The organism is Variovorax sp. GW821-FHT09D04, assembly GCF_059416405.1.
Window position 1 is genome coordinate 129,947 of the sequence record NZ_JBWKPA010000002.1, and the last position, 13,979, is coordinate 143,925.

Sequence of the window (13,979 nt, forward strand, 5' to 3'; positions counted from 1 at the left end):
ACGGCCCGGCAAAGCCGGTTCCGTGGTGTTCCTGGTGCTTGCGTCCCACCGCGAAGGGCGGGGTTACGGGCTCAGCCCGCGAGTGCGGCCGCGGGATCGTCCGCGTCGAGCACGCCCTGCGCCCAGGGTTCGAGCTTGCCGGTGTCGGCGCGCAGCACTTCCTGCTTCACGGCGAGGATGCGCGAGGGGTGCATCGAGAAGCTGCGCAGGCCCAGGCCCAGCAGCAGGCGCGTGAAGGCGACATCGCCCGCCATCTCGCCGCACACCGACACGCCCTTGCCCTGGCGGCGGCACTCGGTGATGGTGTCGGCCACGAGCTTGAGCACCGCGGGGTGCGCGGGGTCGTACAGGTGGGCGACGGCCTCGTCGGCGCGGTCGATGGCCAGCGTGTACTGGATCAGGTCGTTGGTGCCGATCGACAGGAAGTCGAAGTGCTTCAGGAAGGTCTTGAGCGTGAGCGCGGCGGCCGGGATCTCGATCATGGCGCCGAGCTTGACCGGGCCGTACACCGCGCCGCGGTTGTCGAGTTCGGCGCGCGCGAAGTCGATCAGCGACAGCGTCTGGCGGATCTCGCTGGCGTGCGCGAGCATCGGAATGAGCAGGTGGATCTCGCCGTGCGCCGCCGCGCGCAGGATGGCGCGCAGCTGCGTGAGGAACATCGCCGGATCGGCCAGGCTCCAGCGGATGGCGCGCAGGCCGAGCGCGGGGTTCAGGTGTTCCTGCTTGCTGCCCGACTTGCCGTCCAGCGGCTTGTCGGCGCCCACGTCGATGGTGCGGATGGTGACGGGCATGCCCTGCATGCCCTCGACCGCGCGCTTGTAGGCCTGGTACTGCTCTTCCTCGTCGGGCAGGCGCGTCTGGCGCGCCGAGTTCTCGCGGCCCATGAAGAGGAATTCGCTGCGAAAGAGGCCCACGCCCACGGCGCCGGCCTTGACGGCGCCGGCCGTGTCCTCGGGCATCTCGATGTTGGCCAGCAGGTCGACGCGCTGGCCGTCGAGCGTGACGGCGGGCTTGTGGCGCAGCCGCGCGAGCCGCCCGCGCTCGAGGTCGCCCTGGCGCTGCTTGAAGCCGTACTCGGCCAGGATGATCGGCGACGGGTCGACGATCATCACGCCGGCTTCGCCGTCGATGATGACCCAGTCGTCCTGGCGCACCAGCTGGCTCGCGGAGCGCGCGCCGACGATGGCCGGGATGTCCATGCTGCGCGCGACGATGGCGGTGTGCGAGGTGCGCCCGCCCACGTCGGTCACGAAGCCCGCGAACACGCTCTTCTTGAACTGCAGCATGTCGGCCGGCGAGAGGTCGTGCGCGATGAGCACCAGCGGCACGTCGAAGCCGTCGCCCGCGGTGGGGTCGTCGTCTTCGTCGTCGTGGTCGTGATGGGCGGCGGCGCGCTTGCGTCGCGGCGGGCTCGGCGCGAGCACGGCGGCCGTGCCCTTCATGCGATGCAGCATGCGCTCGACCACCTGTTCGAGGTCGGCCTTGCGCTCGCGCAGGTACGGGTCCTCCATCTCGTCGAACTGGCGCGCGATGATCTCGAGCTGCGTGGTCAGCGCCCATTCGGCGTTGTACAGCCGCTCGCTGATCCAGTGCTTCACCCCGCCGCTGAGCACGTCGTCCTGCAGCAGCATCTGGTGCACCTCGAGCAACGCCGCGAGTTCGTGCGGCGCGTCGTTCGGGCCCATCTGCGCCACGCTGGCCTGCAGCTTGGTGAGCTCGTCGGCCACCGCGTTGCGCGCGGTGCGCACACGGTCGATCTCGGTCTCGATCTCTTCGGGCTTGATGAAGTAGTGCGCCACGTCGATGCGGCTGGACACCACCAGCACCGCGCGGCCGATGGCAATGCCACGGGCGACCGGGAGACCGTGGACTGCGAAGGTCATGCGCGGGTCCTTATTCGCCTTCGCCGAACTTGTCGTCCATCAGTTGGACGATGGCGTTCATGGCTTCATCTTCCTGCGGGCCGTTGGTCTCGAGCTCGACGGTCACGCCGAGGCCGGCGGCCAGCATCATGACGCCCATGATGCTCTTGGCGTTGATGCGGCGGTCGCCGCGCGACAGCCACACCTCGCAGGGGAAGCTGCCGGCGAGCTTGGTCAGCTTGGCCGACGCGCGTGCGTGCAGGCCCAGCTTATTGCTGATGGTCACGGATTTCTTGATCACTGTGCTTTCTTTTCGCCTGGTTCTGGGGAGCCGCCACCGCCACCTGCATCACGCCGGCGGTGCCGCCCGCGAGGGCCCGCTGCACCAGGGTGTCGAGCGGTTCGTGGCGGTAGGTGACGGCGCGCAGCAGCATCGGCAGGTTGACACCGGCCACGAGCCGCGAGCGCACGCCGTCCACCAGCTTCTGCGCCACGTTGCAGGGCGTGGCGCCGAACACGTCGGCCAGCACCAGCACCTGCGAGCGCGGAGCATGCAACTGCTGCGCGAGCGTGATGCGCGCGGCGGCCAGCGTTTCCTCGGGCGACACGTTGGGCAGCACGTCGAGGGCCACGACCGCCTGTTCGCAGTCGGGGAACACATGCAGCGCGCACTGCCGCAGCGCCTGTGCGAACGGAGAGTGGGCAATGATGAGGATGCTGTTCATGCGGCTCGGAGGACGACGCGTCGATTATGCGGGGGCGCCCAAAGGAAGTAGAGACATCGAGGACACAACGCGGCAGCCGGGGAAGGCGGCCAATTCGGGCGTGTGGCCGGGGTGTCGATTCGCGCGGCGGCAACAGCTATGAAAACGATAGCTGGCCCGCGCATCGCGGCCCGCCGGCCGGCCCCTGCTCATGGCAGGCGCAGGCCCTCGAAGAAGGTCTTCGTCGCCTCGGGCGAGGACGGACGGCCGAGCACGGTGGCCTGGTAGAGCGACACGCTGCCGTCTTTCTGCGACTGCGCAAACCAGAGCACCTGGACCGGCGCCACGCCCTGCTGCGCCGATTGCCCGTCGAGCCGCCACGGTGCGGGAACGGCCGTGGCGCGCGGCAAGGTGGCCGGCCCCTGGATCACCTGCGCGACGCCCAGCTGGCCGTGCGTGGCCGTGCGCCAGGCCGTGAGCCAGGCCTCGGCCTGCGCCGGGCTGGTCGCGGCGGCATGGGCCACGGCGAAGGTCGCGCCGCCGGCTTCGCAGCCGGTCATGTCGACCTGCACCGACTCGGCGCCCAGCGGCACCGCGCGCTGGGCGCGGTCGGCCTTGCAGGGCAGCAGCGCGACCAGGCCGGCGTCGGCGATCGGCACTTCGCGCCAGTTGAAGGTGGGGCTGCAGGCGGCCAGCACGGCGGCCAGGGCCAGCACGGGCCAGGAGGGGGAAGGAAGCGAGGGCATCGGAGGACGATTATCGAGCGGCCTTCGGGGAATGAAGCGGGTGTGCCGGCGCGTTCCGGCGCGCGGAACTAAAATCGCGCCGCCTCTCTCCTTCAGGTGCCCATGAAAAAATACCTCGCTGCCGCCGCCGTCGTGATCGCCCTGGCCGCCGGCGTGGGCGTGTACCTCGGTTCGGGCAGCACCGCCGCCCCGGCCTCGACCTTCGTGCTGCTCGATGGCACCACCAAGAGCACGGCCGACCTGAAGGGCAAGGTCACGCTGGTCAACTTCTGGGCCACCAGCTGCGTGACCTGTGTGGCCGAGATGCCCAAGGTGATCTCGACCTACGACAAGTACAAGGCCAAGGGCTACGACACGCTGGCGGTGGCCATGAGCTACGACCCGCCGAGCTACGTCGTCAACTTCGCCGAAACCCGCAAGCTGCCGTTCAAGGTGGCGATCGACAACACCGGCAGCGTGGCGCAGGCCTGGGGCGACGTGAAGCTCACGCCGACCACCTTCATCGTCAACAAGAAGGGCGAGATCGTGAAGCGCTACGTGGGCGAGCCCGATTTCGCCGAGCTGCACAAGCTGATCGAAAAGCTGCTGGCCGAGGCCTGACCTTCGGCCCCAGAAAAGCAAAAGGCGCTCCGAGGAGCGCCTTTTTCGTGGCGAAAGCCCGCGGCTTACTGGTTGCGGAAGCTGTCGTGGCAGGCCTTGCAGCTGGCGCCGGTCGGGCCGAACTGGGCCTTGAGGGCGTCGATGTTGCCGGCCTTGGCGGCGACGACGAGCTTGCCGGTCTCGGCGATCACCTTGTCCTGGTGCTCCTTGAACTTCGCGGCTTCCTTCCAGACTTCGGGCTTGGCCTTGCCGCCCTCGGTGCCGGCGCCGAAGCCGGCCCAGGGCAGCTTGGCCATGTCGGCGACGATCTCGGCGTTGGCGGCCGCGGCGGCGGCGTCGTAGGGCGCCCGGCCGTTGGCCATGGCGCCGAGGCGGCCGAAGTGCTGGGCCATCACGAACAGCGCGCTCTGGCGGTACTTGATGGCATCTTCGGGCTTGGCAAACTGTGCCGCGGCGGGCAGGGACATCGCAGCGCAGGCGGCTGCAAGGGCGAACGAAGCAAAACGGGTCATCGTGGGTCCTTGTGTGGGGGTTTGGGCACCGTCGAACGCGGTGCTGCAGGCAGTGTAGGGGCTGCCCGTGTCGGGCGCATAGCAACAACCCGGTGGAACGACCGGCCCGGACTTTGCTAATCTGCGCCTTCCGCAGCCTCGCGCCCCGGCGCCTTTTTCGATGACCGACACCCTCTCGGTGGCCCGCACACGCGTCTGGGACCTGCCGACCCGCCTCTTTCACTGGGCGCTCGCCTTCGCCGTGATCGGCCTGATCGTGACGGGCCTGAACGGCATCATGGAATGGCATTTCCGCCTCGGCTACACCGTGCTGGCGCTGCTGCTGTTCCGGCTGATCTGGGGGGTCGTGGGCGGGCGCTGGTCGCGCTTCGCGGCCTTCATCTATGCGCCGGGCTCGGTCATCGCCTACCTGCGCGGCAAGTCGCACCCCGACCACCTGATCGGCCACACGCCGCTGGGCGCGCTGTCGGTGTTCGCGGTGCTGGCGCTGTTGATCCTGCAGGTCGCCACCGGGCTGATGGCCGACGACGAGATTTCCGCCTCCGGGCCGCTGACCCGCTTCGTGTCGGGCGCCATGGTGAGCCTGGCGACGGGCTGGCACAAGGCGCAGGGCAAGTGGATCGTGATCGCCCTGGTGAGCCTGCATGTGCTGGCGGTGCTGTTCTATGTGCTGGTCAAGCGGCACCGGCTCGTCGGGCCAATGCTGTCGGGTGACAAGCTGGTGGTCGCCGGTGCGGCCTCCAACGGGAATGGCAATGGCAACGGCGTGGCTCCGAGCCGCGACGATGCGGTGTCGCGCACGCTGGCGCTGGTGCTGTTCGCGCTGTGCGCGGGCGTGGCGTTCTGGGTGGCTTCGTTGCGCGTATGAGCGGCTTTTCCGTCTCCCGCCCGCTGCCGCTGTCGGACACGCCGGCGGTGGTGCTGCTCACGCCCGACGAACCGCATGAAGTCAACGCCGTGCGCGCCATCTTCCGCGACTACGCGGGCTCGCTGGCCATCGACCTCGGCTTCCAGGATTTCGACGGCGAGCTGGCCGGACTCCCCGGCGAGTACGCCGAGCCGCGCGGCACCTTGCTGCTGGCGCTGGTCGATCCCGCCCATGTGAACGAAGACGCCGGCCGCGCCGCACCCACGCTGAAGCGCGCCGACGGCACGCTCGCCCACGTGGCGGGCTGCTGCGCGCTGCGCCCGATCGACAGCACGGACTACGCGAACGCGGCGGAAATGAAACGGTTGTATGTGCGCCCCGGGTTCCGGGGGCTCGGGCTCGGCCGGCAGCTGGCCGAGGCCATCCTCGATGCGGCCCGCAGCGCAGGCTATGCCTGCGTGCTGCTCGACACCCTCGACGACATGGAGTCGGCGCGCGCCCTCTACGAAGACCTGGGCTTCGCGGAGGTGCCGCCCTACTATCACAACCCCGTCGCCGGGGCTCACTACCTCAAGGTAGAGCTGTAGGCCGGGCTCAGCCGCGGGCTTGCGCCAGCAGCGTGTCGGCGTCGCTCACTTCGAACTTGCCCGGGCCTTCGACGTTCAGCGTCGCGACCTTGCCGTCCTTCACGAGCATCGAGTAGCGGTTGCTGCGCAGGCCCATGCCGCGGCCGGTCAGGTCCAGCGTGAGGCCGGTGGCTTTTGCGAAGTCCGCACTGCCGTCGGCCAGCATGCGCACCTTGGCGCCGGTCTTCTGGTCGCGCGCCCAGGCGCCCATCACGAACGCGTCGTTCACGCTCACGCACCAGATCTCGTCCACGCCGGCGGCCTTGAAGTCCTCGAAGTGCTGCACGTAGCCCGGCACATGCTTGGCCGAGCAGGTGGGCGTGAAGGCGCCCGGCAGTGCGAACAGCGCGATGGTCTTGCCCGCCGTGGCCTTGGTCACGTCGACCGGGTTCGGGCCGATGCTGCAGCCCTCGCCCTCCACTTCGGAATATTCCTGCAGGGTGGCCGAAGGAAGGGTGTCGCCGACTTTGATCATGTGAATTGCTCCTGAAAAAGAAAAACGGCCCACATTGTGGGCCGTTTCCGGATGGGTTGCCTCAAGGGCGACCGAGTGCCTGATCAGACCAGGACGGCCTTCTCGACCAGACGGGTCACGACCCAGTTCTTGGTCTTCGAGATCGGACGGCTTTCCGTGATCTCGATGGTGTCGCCGAGGTGGTACTCGCCCTTTTCGTCATGGGCGTGGTACTTGCTCGTCTTGGCCACGATCTTGCCGTAGAGCTCGTGCTTCACACGGCGCTCGACCAGCACGGTCACGGTCTTGGCACGCTTGTCGCTGACCACCTTGCCGATCAAGGTGCGCTTGAGGGATTTTTTAGCTTCCGTCATGTTCACTCCTTACTTGGCGGCTTGGGTCTCTTGCTCTTTCTGAGCAAGAATGGTCTTGGCGCGAGCGATGTCGCGACGCGTCACGCGCAGCGTCGTGGTGTTCGACAGCTGTTGCGTGGCCTTCTGCATGCGCAGGCCGAAATGGGCCTTCTGCAGATCCTTGATTTCGGCTTGCAGGCCTGCGACGTCCTTCGTGCGCAGGGTTGCGGCCTTCGTCACCTTGGCCGAAGCCGCGGTTTCTTTCTTCTTACGTGTTGCCATGGATGTTCTCCTCTCAGGCGCCGAGCTGGCGAGCGACGAACGTCGTGCGCAGCGGAAGCTTGGCGGCGGCCAGGCGGAACGCTTCGCGGGCGAGTTCTTCGGGCACGCCGACGATCTCGAACACGATCTTGCCAGGCTGGATTTCAGCGACGTAGTACTCGGGGTTGCCCTTACCGTTACCCATCCGCACTTCAGCGGGCTTGGTAGAGATCGGCTTGTCCGGGAACACGCGGATCCAGATACGGCCACCGCGCTTCACGTGACGCGAAATCGCGCGACGAGCGGCTTCGATCTGGCGCGCCGTGAGGCGACCGCGGTCGGTGCATTTGAGACCGAAGTCACCGAACGCAACCGAGTTACCCGTGGTTGCGATGCCGGTGTTGCGGCCCTTTTGTTCCTTGCGGAACTTTCTGCGTGCAGGTTGCAGCATGTTTTGTTACTCCGTGAGGGCCCCAGGCACTTGCGTGCCCGGGAGCGACCGATTACTCGGTCTTGGCACCGTCCGCTGCTGCAGCGGGCGCGGCTTTGCGGACGCGCTTAACGGCGGGTTTCGAGTCTGCACCGGCACCGCCGGTTGCTTCTGCGGGCTTGTCGCTGCCATCGGCCGGAGCGGTGTTGCCACCGATCGGACCACGGGCACCGGCACGGGGGCCGGGACCACGACGGTCGCCACCCGGACGGTCGCCAGGGCGACCATCACGGCGGGGACCACGCGGGCGGCGCTCTTCGTCCGGACGCGGCGTTTCGACGGCCGGCAGGTCGTTGCGACCCAGCGTGTCGCCCTTGTAGACCCAGACCTTGACGCCGATGACGCCGTAGGTGGTCTTGGCTTCCGAGGTGCCGTAGTCGATGTCGGCGCGCAGGGTGTGAAGCGGCACGCGGCCTTCGCGGTACCACTCGGTACGTGCGATTTCGATGCCGTTCAGGCGGCCAGCCGACATGATCTTGATGCCCAGGGCACCCAGACGCATGGCGTTCTGCATGGCGCGCTTCATGGCGCGGCGGAACATGATCCGCTTTTCGAGCTGCTGCGTGATGCTGTCGGCGATCAGCTGCGCATCGATTTCGGGCTTGCGCACTTCTTCGATGTTGACCGCAACCGGCACGCCGAGCTGCTTGCCCAGTTCGCGCTTGAGGTTCTCGATGTCTTCGCCCTTCTTGCCGATCACGACGCCCGGACGAGCCGAGTAGATCGTGATGCGTGCGTTCTTGGCGGGACGCTCGATCATGACGCGCGACACCGAAGCGTTCTTCAGCTTCTTCTTCAGGTATTCGCGAACCTTGATGTCTTCGGCCAGCATGCCCGCGAAATCGCGGTCGCTTGCGTACCAACGGCTGGACCAGTTACGGGTGACCGCAAGGCGGAACCCGGTTGGGTGGATTTTCTGTCCCATATTTCTTCCAGGCCTTCTTAGTTGCCAACCGTCACGTACACATGGCACGTGGGCTTGCTGATGCGATTGCCGCGACCCTTGGCGCGCGCCGTGAAGCGCTTGAGCGTTGCACCTTGCTCGACGTAGATGGTCTTGACCTTCAGCTCGTCGATGTCGGCACCGTCGTTGTGCTCGGCGTTGGCAATCGCCGACTCGAGCACCTTCTTGATGATCACAGCGGCCTTCTTCTGCGTGAATTGCAGAACGTTGAGCGCTTGATCGACCTTCTTGCCGCGGATCAGGTCCGCGACCAGACGGCCCTTGTCGACCGACAGGCGGACACCGCGGAGGACTGCACGTGTTTCAGACATGGTCGTTCCTTACTTCTTCTGGACTTTTTTGTCCGCGGGGTGCCCCTTGAACGTGCGCGTGAGCGCAAATTCGCCGAGCTTGTGGCCGACCATCTGGTCGGTGATGTACACGGGCACGTGTTGCTTGCCGTTGTGCACAGCGATGGTCAGACCGATGAACTCGGGCAGAACCATCGAGCGGCGCGACCAGGTCTTGATCGGCTTCTTGTCCTTGTTCGTCACGGCCTTGTCGGCCTTGGCCACGAGGTGGTGGTCGACGAAAGGACCCTTTTTGAGAGAGCGAGTCATTGGCTATCCCTTACTTCTTGCGACGCGACACGATGAAGACCTGCGTGCGCTTGTTGTTACGGGTGCGATAGCCCTTGGTCAGATTGCCCCACGGGTCGACAGGATGGCGGCCTTCGCCAGTCTTGCCTTCGCCACCACCGTGCGGGTGGTCGACCGGGTTCATCACCACGCCGCGAACGGTCGGGCGGATACCCATGTGACGCTTCACACCGGCCTTGCCGAGCTGGCGCAGGCTGTGTTCTTCGTTGGCCACTTCACCGATGGTCGCGCGGCATTCGATGTGAATGCGGCGGACTTCGCCCGAACGCATGCGGACCTGGGCGTACACGCCTTCACGGGCCAGCAGCGTGGCCGAGGTACCGGCCGAACGTGCGATCTGCGCGCCCTTGCCGGGTTGCAGTTCGATGCAGTGGATCGTCGAACCCACGGGGATGTTGCGGATCGGCAGGGTGTTGCCGGCGCGGATCGGGGCTTCGGCGCCCGACATCAGGGTTGCACCGGCTTCCAGACCGCGCGGGGCGATGATGTAGCGGCGCTCGCCGTCGGCGTAGCAGACCAGAGCGATGTGGGCGGTGCGGTTCGGGTCGTACTCGATGCGTTCGACCTTGGCCGGGATGCCGTCCTTGTTGCGCACGAAGTCGACAATGCGGTAGTGGTGCTTGGCACCACCGCCACGATGGCGGATCGTGATGTGACCGTTGTTGTTACGGCCGGCCTTCTGGAACTGGGGTTCCAGCAGGGCTGCGTGAGGCGCACCCTTGTGCAGGTGGTCACGCGAAATCTTCACCGCGCCGCGTTGGCCCGGCGAAGTGGGTTTCATCTTGATGACGGCCATGATTAAGCGCCTTCCCCGACGAGGTTGAGCTCTTGACCGGCCTTCAGCGTCACATAAGCCTTGCGCACGTTGTCGCGGCGGCCGATGGACTTGCCAAAGCGCTTGGTCTTGCCCTTGGTGTTGAGCACCGACACGCCCTGGACTTCGACCTTGAACATCAGTTCAACAGCGGCCTTGATCTCGGGCTTGGTGGCGTCTTGCAGCACCTTGAAAGTGACAGCGTTCGACTTCTCGCCGACCATCGTGGCCTTTTCGGACACGATCGGTGCGACCAGCACGTTCATGAGACGGCCTTCGTCGAACTTACGTTGTGCAGGGGTGGGGTTCACGCGGCTCATGCGAACATCTCCTTGAGCTTGTCGACGGCACCCTTGGTGACCAGCACCTTCTTGTAGTGAACCAGCGACACCGGATCGGCGTAACGGGGTTCGACCACGAGGATGTTGACCAGATTGCGCGAGGCAAGGTACAGGTTTTCGTCGACTTCTTCGGCGATCACGAGCACGGACTCGAGATTCATTGCCTTGAAACGGGCTGCCAGCGGCTTCGTCTTGGGCGAATCCACGGTCAGCGAATCGACCACGGCCAGACGGCCTTCGCGAGCGAGCTGCGAGAAGATGGAGGCCATGCCGGCGCGGTACATCTTCTTGTTGATCTTCTGCGAGAAGTTTTCGTCAGGCATGTTCGGGAAGATCCGGCCGCCTCCGCGCCACAGGGGCGAGGACGTCATACCGGCGCGGGCGCGGCCCGTTCCCTTTTGCTTGAAAGGCTTCTTGGTCGAGTGCTTGACCTGTTCGCGGTCCTTCTGGGCGCGCGTGCCTTGACGGGCGTTGGCCTGGAATGCAACGACGATCTGGTGGACCAGGTCTTCGTTGTAGTCACGGCCGAACACGGTCTCGGGGGCGTCGTACTTCGACGCGGCCTGGCCTTGTTCGTTCAGGAGTTCGAGTTGCATTACTTCGCTCCTTCAGCCGCTTGCGGCTTGGCCTTGATGGCGGGACGCACGGTGACGAAGCCACCCTTCGAACCCGGGATCGCGCCCTTGATGAGCAGCAGCTGACGTGCTTCGTCGATGCGGAACACGTCGAGGTTTTGCGTCGTGCGGGTGACGTCGCCGAGGTGGCCCGTCATGCGCTTGCCGGGGAACACGCGACCGGGGTCTTGTGCCATGCCGATCGAGCCGGGCACGTTGTGCGAACGGCTGTTACCGTGCGACGCGCGCTGCGAGCTCATGTTGTGACGTTTGATCGTGCCGGCGTAGCCCTTGCCGATGGTCGTGCCTTGCACGTCCACCTTCTGGCCCACGGAGAACACGCTGCTTGCCGCGATCACGCCGCCAGCCTTGTGCTGACCTGCGGTATCGGCGGTGACGCGGAATTCCTGGATGATTTCACCAGCTTCGACACCTGCCTTGGCAAGGTGGCCGGCTTGGGGCTTGGTCACGCGCGATGCTTTGCGCGAACCGAACGTCACCTGCAGGGCGACGTAGCCATCGGTCTCTTGGGACTTGATCTGGGTCACACGGTTGTTGGACACATCCACCACCGTGACAGGAACTGCGTCCCCGTCATCGGTGAAGAGACGCATCATCCCCACCTTGCGGCCCAGCAACCCGAGGGAGTTGCTCAGACTCATTTGTTTTCTCCAAAAATGGAAGACTTCCTTCGCCGCTGCCACTTCAATTGGCGACAGCGTTTGGCTGGTTTCCCGGCCTGCGAGAGAAGGTTGATAAATCTCCGCCGAAAGCGGCGACCGAACGGGCGCAACAAGGGCAGAGCCAGAGATTATAGCCCGCAGTCGAACCGGGGCGCAAGTGACCCTTTTCGGGCCGGATTCAGGGGGTTCCGGCCCCGTTTCGGGTGGCTTTCGGGCCTATTTCGCGGGCAGCGAGATGATGTTGTCGCCGCCTGGCAGCGACTTGATCTCGCCATTGGCCTTCATGGCGGGCGCCGCCGCGCCGGTCTGGATCGGGATGGAAATGGCACTGGTCCGACCAGCCTGCTTGATGAACACGTTCAGGTAGGCCAGACCGTCACCCTGGCTGACCACCGTGACGGAAGCGTCGGAGCGCTGCCCCGGCGGCAGGCTCAGCGACGCGCTGCCGGACAGCGTCAGGCCCGCATCGACCGTCAGCGTCACGCTGGCGCCCGCGGGGTCGCTGACGCCGTCGAACTGAAGAACGACGACCGTCGGCTTGCCGGCCTGAGGCGCGCCGTCCAGCCGGTACTGCAGCTTGACGCCGGAGTCATTGGGTTTTCTCGATGCGGTCACCCAGGGGGTGGCGGAGCCCTTCAGGCCTGCAGGCGACAACTTCGCGGTGGTGCGCGTCGGCGGCATCCCGTCAGCCAGGGCGCAGGCCGAGAGCGCGGACAGTGCAAGTCCCGCCGTCAGTGCGGCAGCCAGAGAGAGGCGAGTGTTCAGGATCATCGCGAGCCTTCCCTTCCTTATTGAACGAGCACGGTGAGGCACACCGGCGTAGCAGAGGAGCTCGTCATTGCGGCATCCCGCACCGCCAGAACGTACTCACCCGCGCTCAGGCTGACCCGGTTGCCCGACCGGGCGATCTCTCCGCCTCGGAAGACGTCGAAGTCCGGCAGCGTGGCGCCCCCGACCGTGACTTGGTAGTCCCGGTTCGCCGGCGCGGTGAAGCGCAGGTAGGCAATGTTGCCGAGCTTGTTGCCCGTGCCCGCCACGCTGGAGACACAGACGTTGTTGACCACCGCACCAACAGCCAAGGCCCGGTACATCGGCAGCACGCCGGGCACGCTGGGCAACCCGCCGTCGTTCGATTCGCCCGCGCCGAATGCATCGCTGGAGGTGATGTTCTGCGCGCTCAGCAGGCTGTTCAGCGCCGAGGCGTTGCCAGGCGACGTCGCATTGAACGCGGCGGCGAAGGCGTGGATCGACGTGACCGGCGCGCCGCTTCGGAACTGGAAGCCGGTTAAGGCGTCGTGGATGGGCTTGAAGCCGGCCTGCCGGTTGAGGTTCCACAGGATGGCCTGGACAGATGACTCGCGGGACCAGCCGGGATTGCTTGCAGGACCACGCGAGAGATCCAACGGGCTGCCCCCCCTTTGCTGCGGCAGCTTTGAGTCGACATAGTTGCTTCGTTCCAGGGCAATGCCTGACCACGCATTACCCCAACCCTCGGAGAAAGCAAGTCGCCGATCGAGACGATCGTCCATCGAATGCCCGCCTCCGATCGAGTCATCCCGACTGAAGGCCGATTGGTAGTAGTGCCCCCATTCGTGCGCGATCACTGGTGCATCGAACTCGTCGGCGTCCACATCCTCCTTGCCCAGCACGTAGATCTGCCGACCGTTGCTTCCGCTGTTGAAGAAGAAGGTCGTGCCAATCTGCCCCGCCGAAAGATTGATTCCGTCCGACGGCGCGTTGTTGACGCTCCAGAAAACCTTCAACGAAGGAAACGCCGAAGCCGGCGCCACCGACAGCACCTTCTGCATGGAGGTGTAGATCGTGTCGAGCACGGCGAACGGCGCTGCGACGCGCGTCCCGCTGTAGCCAGAACCTCCCCAGCCGCTGTCCGCACGCAGGTCGCGCGTCAATGCCACGCTTCCCGAAGAAAAGCTCGCCGACTGCATCGAGTACAGCGCATCGCTGCGCGTGTTGTCGCGCACCGTGACATCCCAGGTCGCGCCCGGACCGGTCCGGGTCAGCTGGGCCCGGACGCGCACGGTGATGTTCGTGTTCGCCGGCACCGAGACCGCGTAATTGCCACCGTCATCCGTGGTGGTCAACGCGAGCTGCGCCGATGTGGTGGCATCGAGCACCTCTACCGTGGCGCCGCGCACGGGCTTGGCCGTGGTGTTCGCGTACAGGAGGGGCCCGCTGTTGTTCGGCACCGAGTCGTAAGTGGCTTTCCCGCTCAGGGTGACCGGGTTCAGCACGATCGGCAGGCCGATGGGAAACCCACCGCCGCCTCCGCCACCACCGCCTCCCCCACCGCAACCTGCCAGCAATGCTGCCGCGATGCACGCCGCACCGAATGCAAAAGAGAACTTCTGGCTCATCACGTGTGCTGCCCTCATTTCAGCCCCGGCGCACTGCGTCCCGCAGGCCGGTGCGCGAGGATGCCACACTTGAG

At 66.0% G+C, this 13,979-nt stretch carries 21 protein-coding genes; 3 read left to right on the forward strand and 18 right to left on the reverse strand.

Annotation, left to right across the window (positions count from 1 at the left end):
- Window positions 1-71: 71 nt before the first annotated feature.
- From ptsP to AC07O4_RS06795, 4 genes are all read right to left on the reverse strand, one after another.
- Window positions 72-1,883, reverse strand: a complete 1,812-nt coding sequence (gene ptsP / locus AC07O4_RS06780) for a phosphoenolpyruvate--protein phosphotransferase (RefSeq protein WP_492687402.1) — start codon at window positions 1,881-1,883, stop codon at window positions 72-74.
- Window positions 1,884-1,893: 10 nt separating this feature from the next.
- Window positions 1,894-2,163: an HPr family phosphocarrier protein gene (locus tag AC07O4_RS06785; protein ID WP_062478901.1), complete on the reverse strand. Its 270-nt coding sequence runs from the start codon at window positions 2,161-2,163 to the stop codon at window positions 1,894-1,896.
- Window positions 2,132-2,587, reverse strand: a complete 456-nt coding sequence (locus tag AC07O4_RS06790) for a PTS sugar transporter subunit IIA (RefSeq protein WP_062478898.1) — start codon at window positions 2,585-2,587, stop codon at window positions 2,132-2,134. Before AC07O4_RS06790 ends, AC07O4_RS06785 begins: the two co-directional genes overlap by 32 nt.
- 188 nt (window positions 2,588-2,775) lie before the next feature.
- Window positions 2,776-3,312, reverse strand: a complete 537-nt coding sequence (locus tag AC07O4_RS06795) for a hypothetical protein (RefSeq protein ID WP_495304090.1) — start codon at window positions 3,310-3,312, stop codon at window positions 2,776-2,778.
- 102 nt (window positions 3,313-3,414) lie between these two features.
- Here AC07O4_RS06795 and AC07O4_RS06800 point away from each other — a divergent pair, with 102 nt between their 5' ends.
- Complete coding sequence (locus AC07O4_RS06800) at window positions 3,415-3,912, forward strand: TlpA disulfide reductase family protein (protein WP_056576533.1); 498 nt, start codon at window positions 3,415-3,417, stop codon at window positions 3,910-3,912.
- 65 nt (window positions 3,913-3,977) lie between these two features.
- Here AC07O4_RS06800 and AC07O4_RS06805 read toward each other — a convergent pair whose 3' ends face one another.
- Complete coding sequence (locus AC07O4_RS06805) at window positions 3,978-4,424, reverse strand: c-type cytochrome (RefSeq protein ID WP_062478890.1); 447 nt, start codon at window positions 4,422-4,424, stop codon at window positions 3,978-3,980.
- Window positions 4,425-4,584: 160 nt separating this feature from the next.
- Here AC07O4_RS06805 and AC07O4_RS06810 point away from each other — a divergent pair, with 160 nt between their 5' ends.
- On the forward strand, window positions 4,585-5,292 hold the full coding sequence (locus AC07O4_RS06810) for a cytochrome b/b6 domain-containing protein (RefSeq protein WP_062478887.1): 708 nt from the start codon (window positions 4,585-4,587) through the stop codon (window positions 5,290-5,292).
- The gene (locus AC07O4_RS06815) at window positions 5,289-5,879 is read left to right on the forward strand and encodes a GNAT family N-acetyltransferase (protein ID WP_492743987.1); all 591 of its coding nucleotides are present in this window, start codon (window positions 5,289-5,291) and stop codon (window positions 5,877-5,879) included. The genes AC07O4_RS06810 and AC07O4_RS06815 overlap by 4 nt, the downstream gene beginning before the upstream one ends.
- A 7-nt stretch (window positions 5,880-5,886) precedes the next feature.
- Here AC07O4_RS06815 and AC07O4_RS06820 read toward each other — a convergent pair whose 3' ends face one another.
- The 13 genes from AC07O4_RS06820 to AC07O4_RS06880 form a co-directional block, all read right to left on the reverse strand.
- Window positions 5,887-6,393: a peroxiredoxin gene (locus AC07O4_RS06820; RefSeq protein WP_159274727.1), complete on the reverse strand. Its 507-nt coding sequence runs from the start codon at window positions 6,391-6,393 to the stop codon at window positions 5,887-5,889.
- Window positions 6,394-6,476: 83 nt separating this feature from the next.
- A complete protein-coding gene (rpsQ, locus tag AC07O4_RS06825) occupies window positions 6,477-6,746 on the reverse strand; it encodes a 30S ribosomal protein S17 (RefSeq protein WP_062478880.1) in 270 nt (89 codons plus the stop codon).
- Window positions 6,747-6,755: 9 nt separating this feature from the next.
- Entirely contained in the window at window positions 6,756-6,965 is a 210-nt protein-coding gene (gene rpmC, locus AC07O4_RS06830) for a 50S ribosomal protein L29 (RefSeq protein ID WP_056577224.1), read from the reverse strand.
- A gap of 55 nt (window positions 6,966-7,020) precedes the next feature.
- Window positions 7,021-7,437 (reverse strand): 50S ribosomal protein L16, encoded by a 417-nt coding sequence (gene rplP / locus AC07O4_RS06835; protein WP_007838137.1) that lies wholly within the window; start codon window positions 7,435-7,437, stop codon window positions 7,021-7,023.
- 52 nt (window positions 7,438-7,489) lie between these two features.
- Complete coding sequence (gene rpsC, locus AC07O4_RS06840; RefSeq protein WP_062478877.1) at window positions 7,490-8,401, reverse strand: 30S ribosomal protein S3; 912 nt, start codon at window positions 8,399-8,401, stop codon at window positions 7,490-7,492.
- A gap of 17 nt (window positions 8,402-8,418) precedes the next feature.
- Complete coding sequence (gene rplV, locus AC07O4_RS06845) at window positions 8,419-8,751, reverse strand: 50S ribosomal protein L22 (RefSeq protein WP_007838134.1); 333 nt, start codon at window positions 8,749-8,751, stop codon at window positions 8,419-8,421.
- Between the two features lie 9 nt (window positions 8,752-8,760).
- Window positions 8,761-9,039: a 30S ribosomal protein S19 gene (rpsS, locus tag AC07O4_RS06850; protein WP_062478874.1), complete on the reverse strand. Its 279-nt coding sequence runs from the start codon at window positions 9,037-9,039 to the stop codon at window positions 8,761-8,763.
- A gap of 10 nt (window positions 9,040-9,049) precedes the next feature.
- A complete protein-coding gene (gene rplB / locus AC07O4_RS06855; RefSeq protein WP_056576555.1) occupies window positions 9,050-9,874 on the reverse strand; it encodes a 50S ribosomal protein L2 in 825 nt (274 codons plus the stop codon).
- 2 nt (window positions 9,875-9,876) lie between these two features.
- On the reverse strand, window positions 9,877-10,212 hold the full coding sequence (gene rplW, locus AC07O4_RS06860; RefSeq protein WP_056576559.1) for a 50S ribosomal protein L23: 336 nt from the start codon (window positions 10,210-10,212) through the stop codon (window positions 9,877-9,879).
- Entirely contained in the window at window positions 10,209-10,829 is a 621-nt protein-coding gene (rplD, locus tag AC07O4_RS06865) for a 50S ribosomal protein L4 (RefSeq protein WP_062478869.1), read from the reverse strand. The genes rplW and rplD overlap by 4 nt, the downstream gene beginning before the upstream one ends.
- Window positions 10,829-11,509: a 50S ribosomal protein L3 gene (rplC, locus tag AC07O4_RS06870; RefSeq protein WP_062478866.1), complete on the reverse strand. Its 681-nt coding sequence runs from the start codon at window positions 11,507-11,509 to the stop codon at window positions 10,829-10,831. Before rplC ends, rplD begins: the two co-directional genes overlap by 1 nt.
- A 237-nt stretch (window positions 11,510-11,746) precedes the next feature.
- Window positions 11,747-12,301, reverse strand: coding sequence for a hypothetical protein (locus AC07O4_RS06875; protein ID WP_062478864.1), 555 nt, complete (start codon window positions 12,299-12,301; stop codon window positions 11,747-11,749).
- Window positions 12,302-12,318: 17 nt separating this feature from the next.
- A complete protein-coding gene (locus tag AC07O4_RS06880) occupies window positions 12,319-13,905 on the reverse strand; it encodes a hypothetical protein (protein WP_495304091.1) in 1,587 nt (528 codons plus the stop codon).
- Window positions 13,906-13,979: the final 74 nt, after the last annotated feature.

Bases quoted from the DNA above. Each gene is read 5' to 3' on its own strand.
- ptsP (WP_492687402.1), bottom strand. From the start codon at position 1,883: ATGACCTTCGCAGTCCACGGTCTCCCGGTCGCCCGTGGCATTGCCATC.
- rpsS (WP_062478874.1), bottom strand. From the start codon at position 9,039: ATGACTCGCTCTCTCAAAAAGGGTCCTTTCGTCGACCACCACCTCGTG.
- AC07O4_RS06820 (WP_159274727.1), bottom strand. From the start codon at position 6,393: ATGATCAAAGTCGGCGACACCCTTCCTTCGGCCACCCTGCAGGAATAT.
- rplV (WP_007838134.1), bottom strand. From the start codon at position 8,751: ATGTCTGAAACACGTGCAGTCCTCCGCGGTGTCCGCCTGTCGGTCGAC.
- AC07O4_RS06800 (WP_056576533.1), top strand. From the start codon at position 3,415: ATGAAAAAATACCTCGCTGCCGCCGCCGTCGTGATCGCCCTGGCCGCC.
- AC07O4_RS06795 (WP_495304090.1), bottom strand. From the start codon at position 3,312: ATGCCCTCGCTTCCTTCCCCCTCCTGGCCCGTGCTGGCCCTGGCCGCC.
- rplW (WP_056576559.1), bottom strand. From the start codon at position 10,212: ATGAGCCGCGTGAACCCCACCCCTGCACAACGTAAGTTCGACGAAGGC.
- rplB (WP_056576555.1), bottom strand. From the start codon at position 9,874: ATGGCCGTCATCAAGATGAAACCCACTTCGCCGGGCCAACGCGGCGCG.
- AC07O4_RS06880 (WP_495304091.1), bottom strand. From the start codon at position 13,905: ATGAGCCAGAAGTTCTCTTTTGCATTCGGTGCGGCGTGCATCGCGGCA.
- rpsQ (WP_062478880.1), bottom strand. From the start codon at position 6,746: ATGACGGAAGCTAAAAAATCCCTCAAGCGCACCTTGATCGGCAAGGTG.
- AC07O4_RS06810 (WP_062478887.1), top strand. From the start codon at position 4,585: ATGACCGACACCCTCTCGGTGGCCCGCACACGCGTCTGGGACCTGCCG.
- rplC (WP_062478866.1), bottom strand. From the start codon at position 11,509: ATGAGTCTGAGCAACTCCCTCGGGTTGCTGGGCCGCAAGGTGGGGATG.
- AC07O4_RS06875 (WP_062478864.1), bottom strand. From the start codon at position 12,301: ATGATCCTGAACACTCGCCTCTCTCTGGCTGCCGCACTGACGGCGGGA.
- rplD (WP_062478869.1), bottom strand. From the start codon at position 10,829: ATGCAACTCGAACTCCTGAACGAACAAGGCCAGGCCGCGTCGAAGTAC.
- rplP (WP_007838137.1), bottom strand. From the start codon at position 7,437: ATGCTGCAACCTGCACGCAGAAAGTTCCGCAAGGAACAAAAGGGCCGC.
- rpsC (WP_062478877.1), bottom strand. From the start codon at position 8,401: ATGGGACAGAAAATCCACCCAACCGGGTTCCGCCTTGCGGTCACCCGT.
- AC07O4_RS06805 (WP_062478890.1), bottom strand. From the start codon at position 4,424: ATGACCCGTTTTGCTTCGTTCGCCCTTGCAGCCGCCTGCGCTGCGATG.
- AC07O4_RS06815 (WP_492743987.1), top strand. From the start codon at position 5,289: ATGAGCGGCTTTTCCGTCTCCCGCCCGCTGCCGCTGTCGGACACGCCG.
- AC07O4_RS06790 (WP_062478898.1), bottom strand. From the start codon at position 2,587: ATGAACAGCATCCTCATCATTGCCCACTCTCCGTTCGCACAGGCGCTG.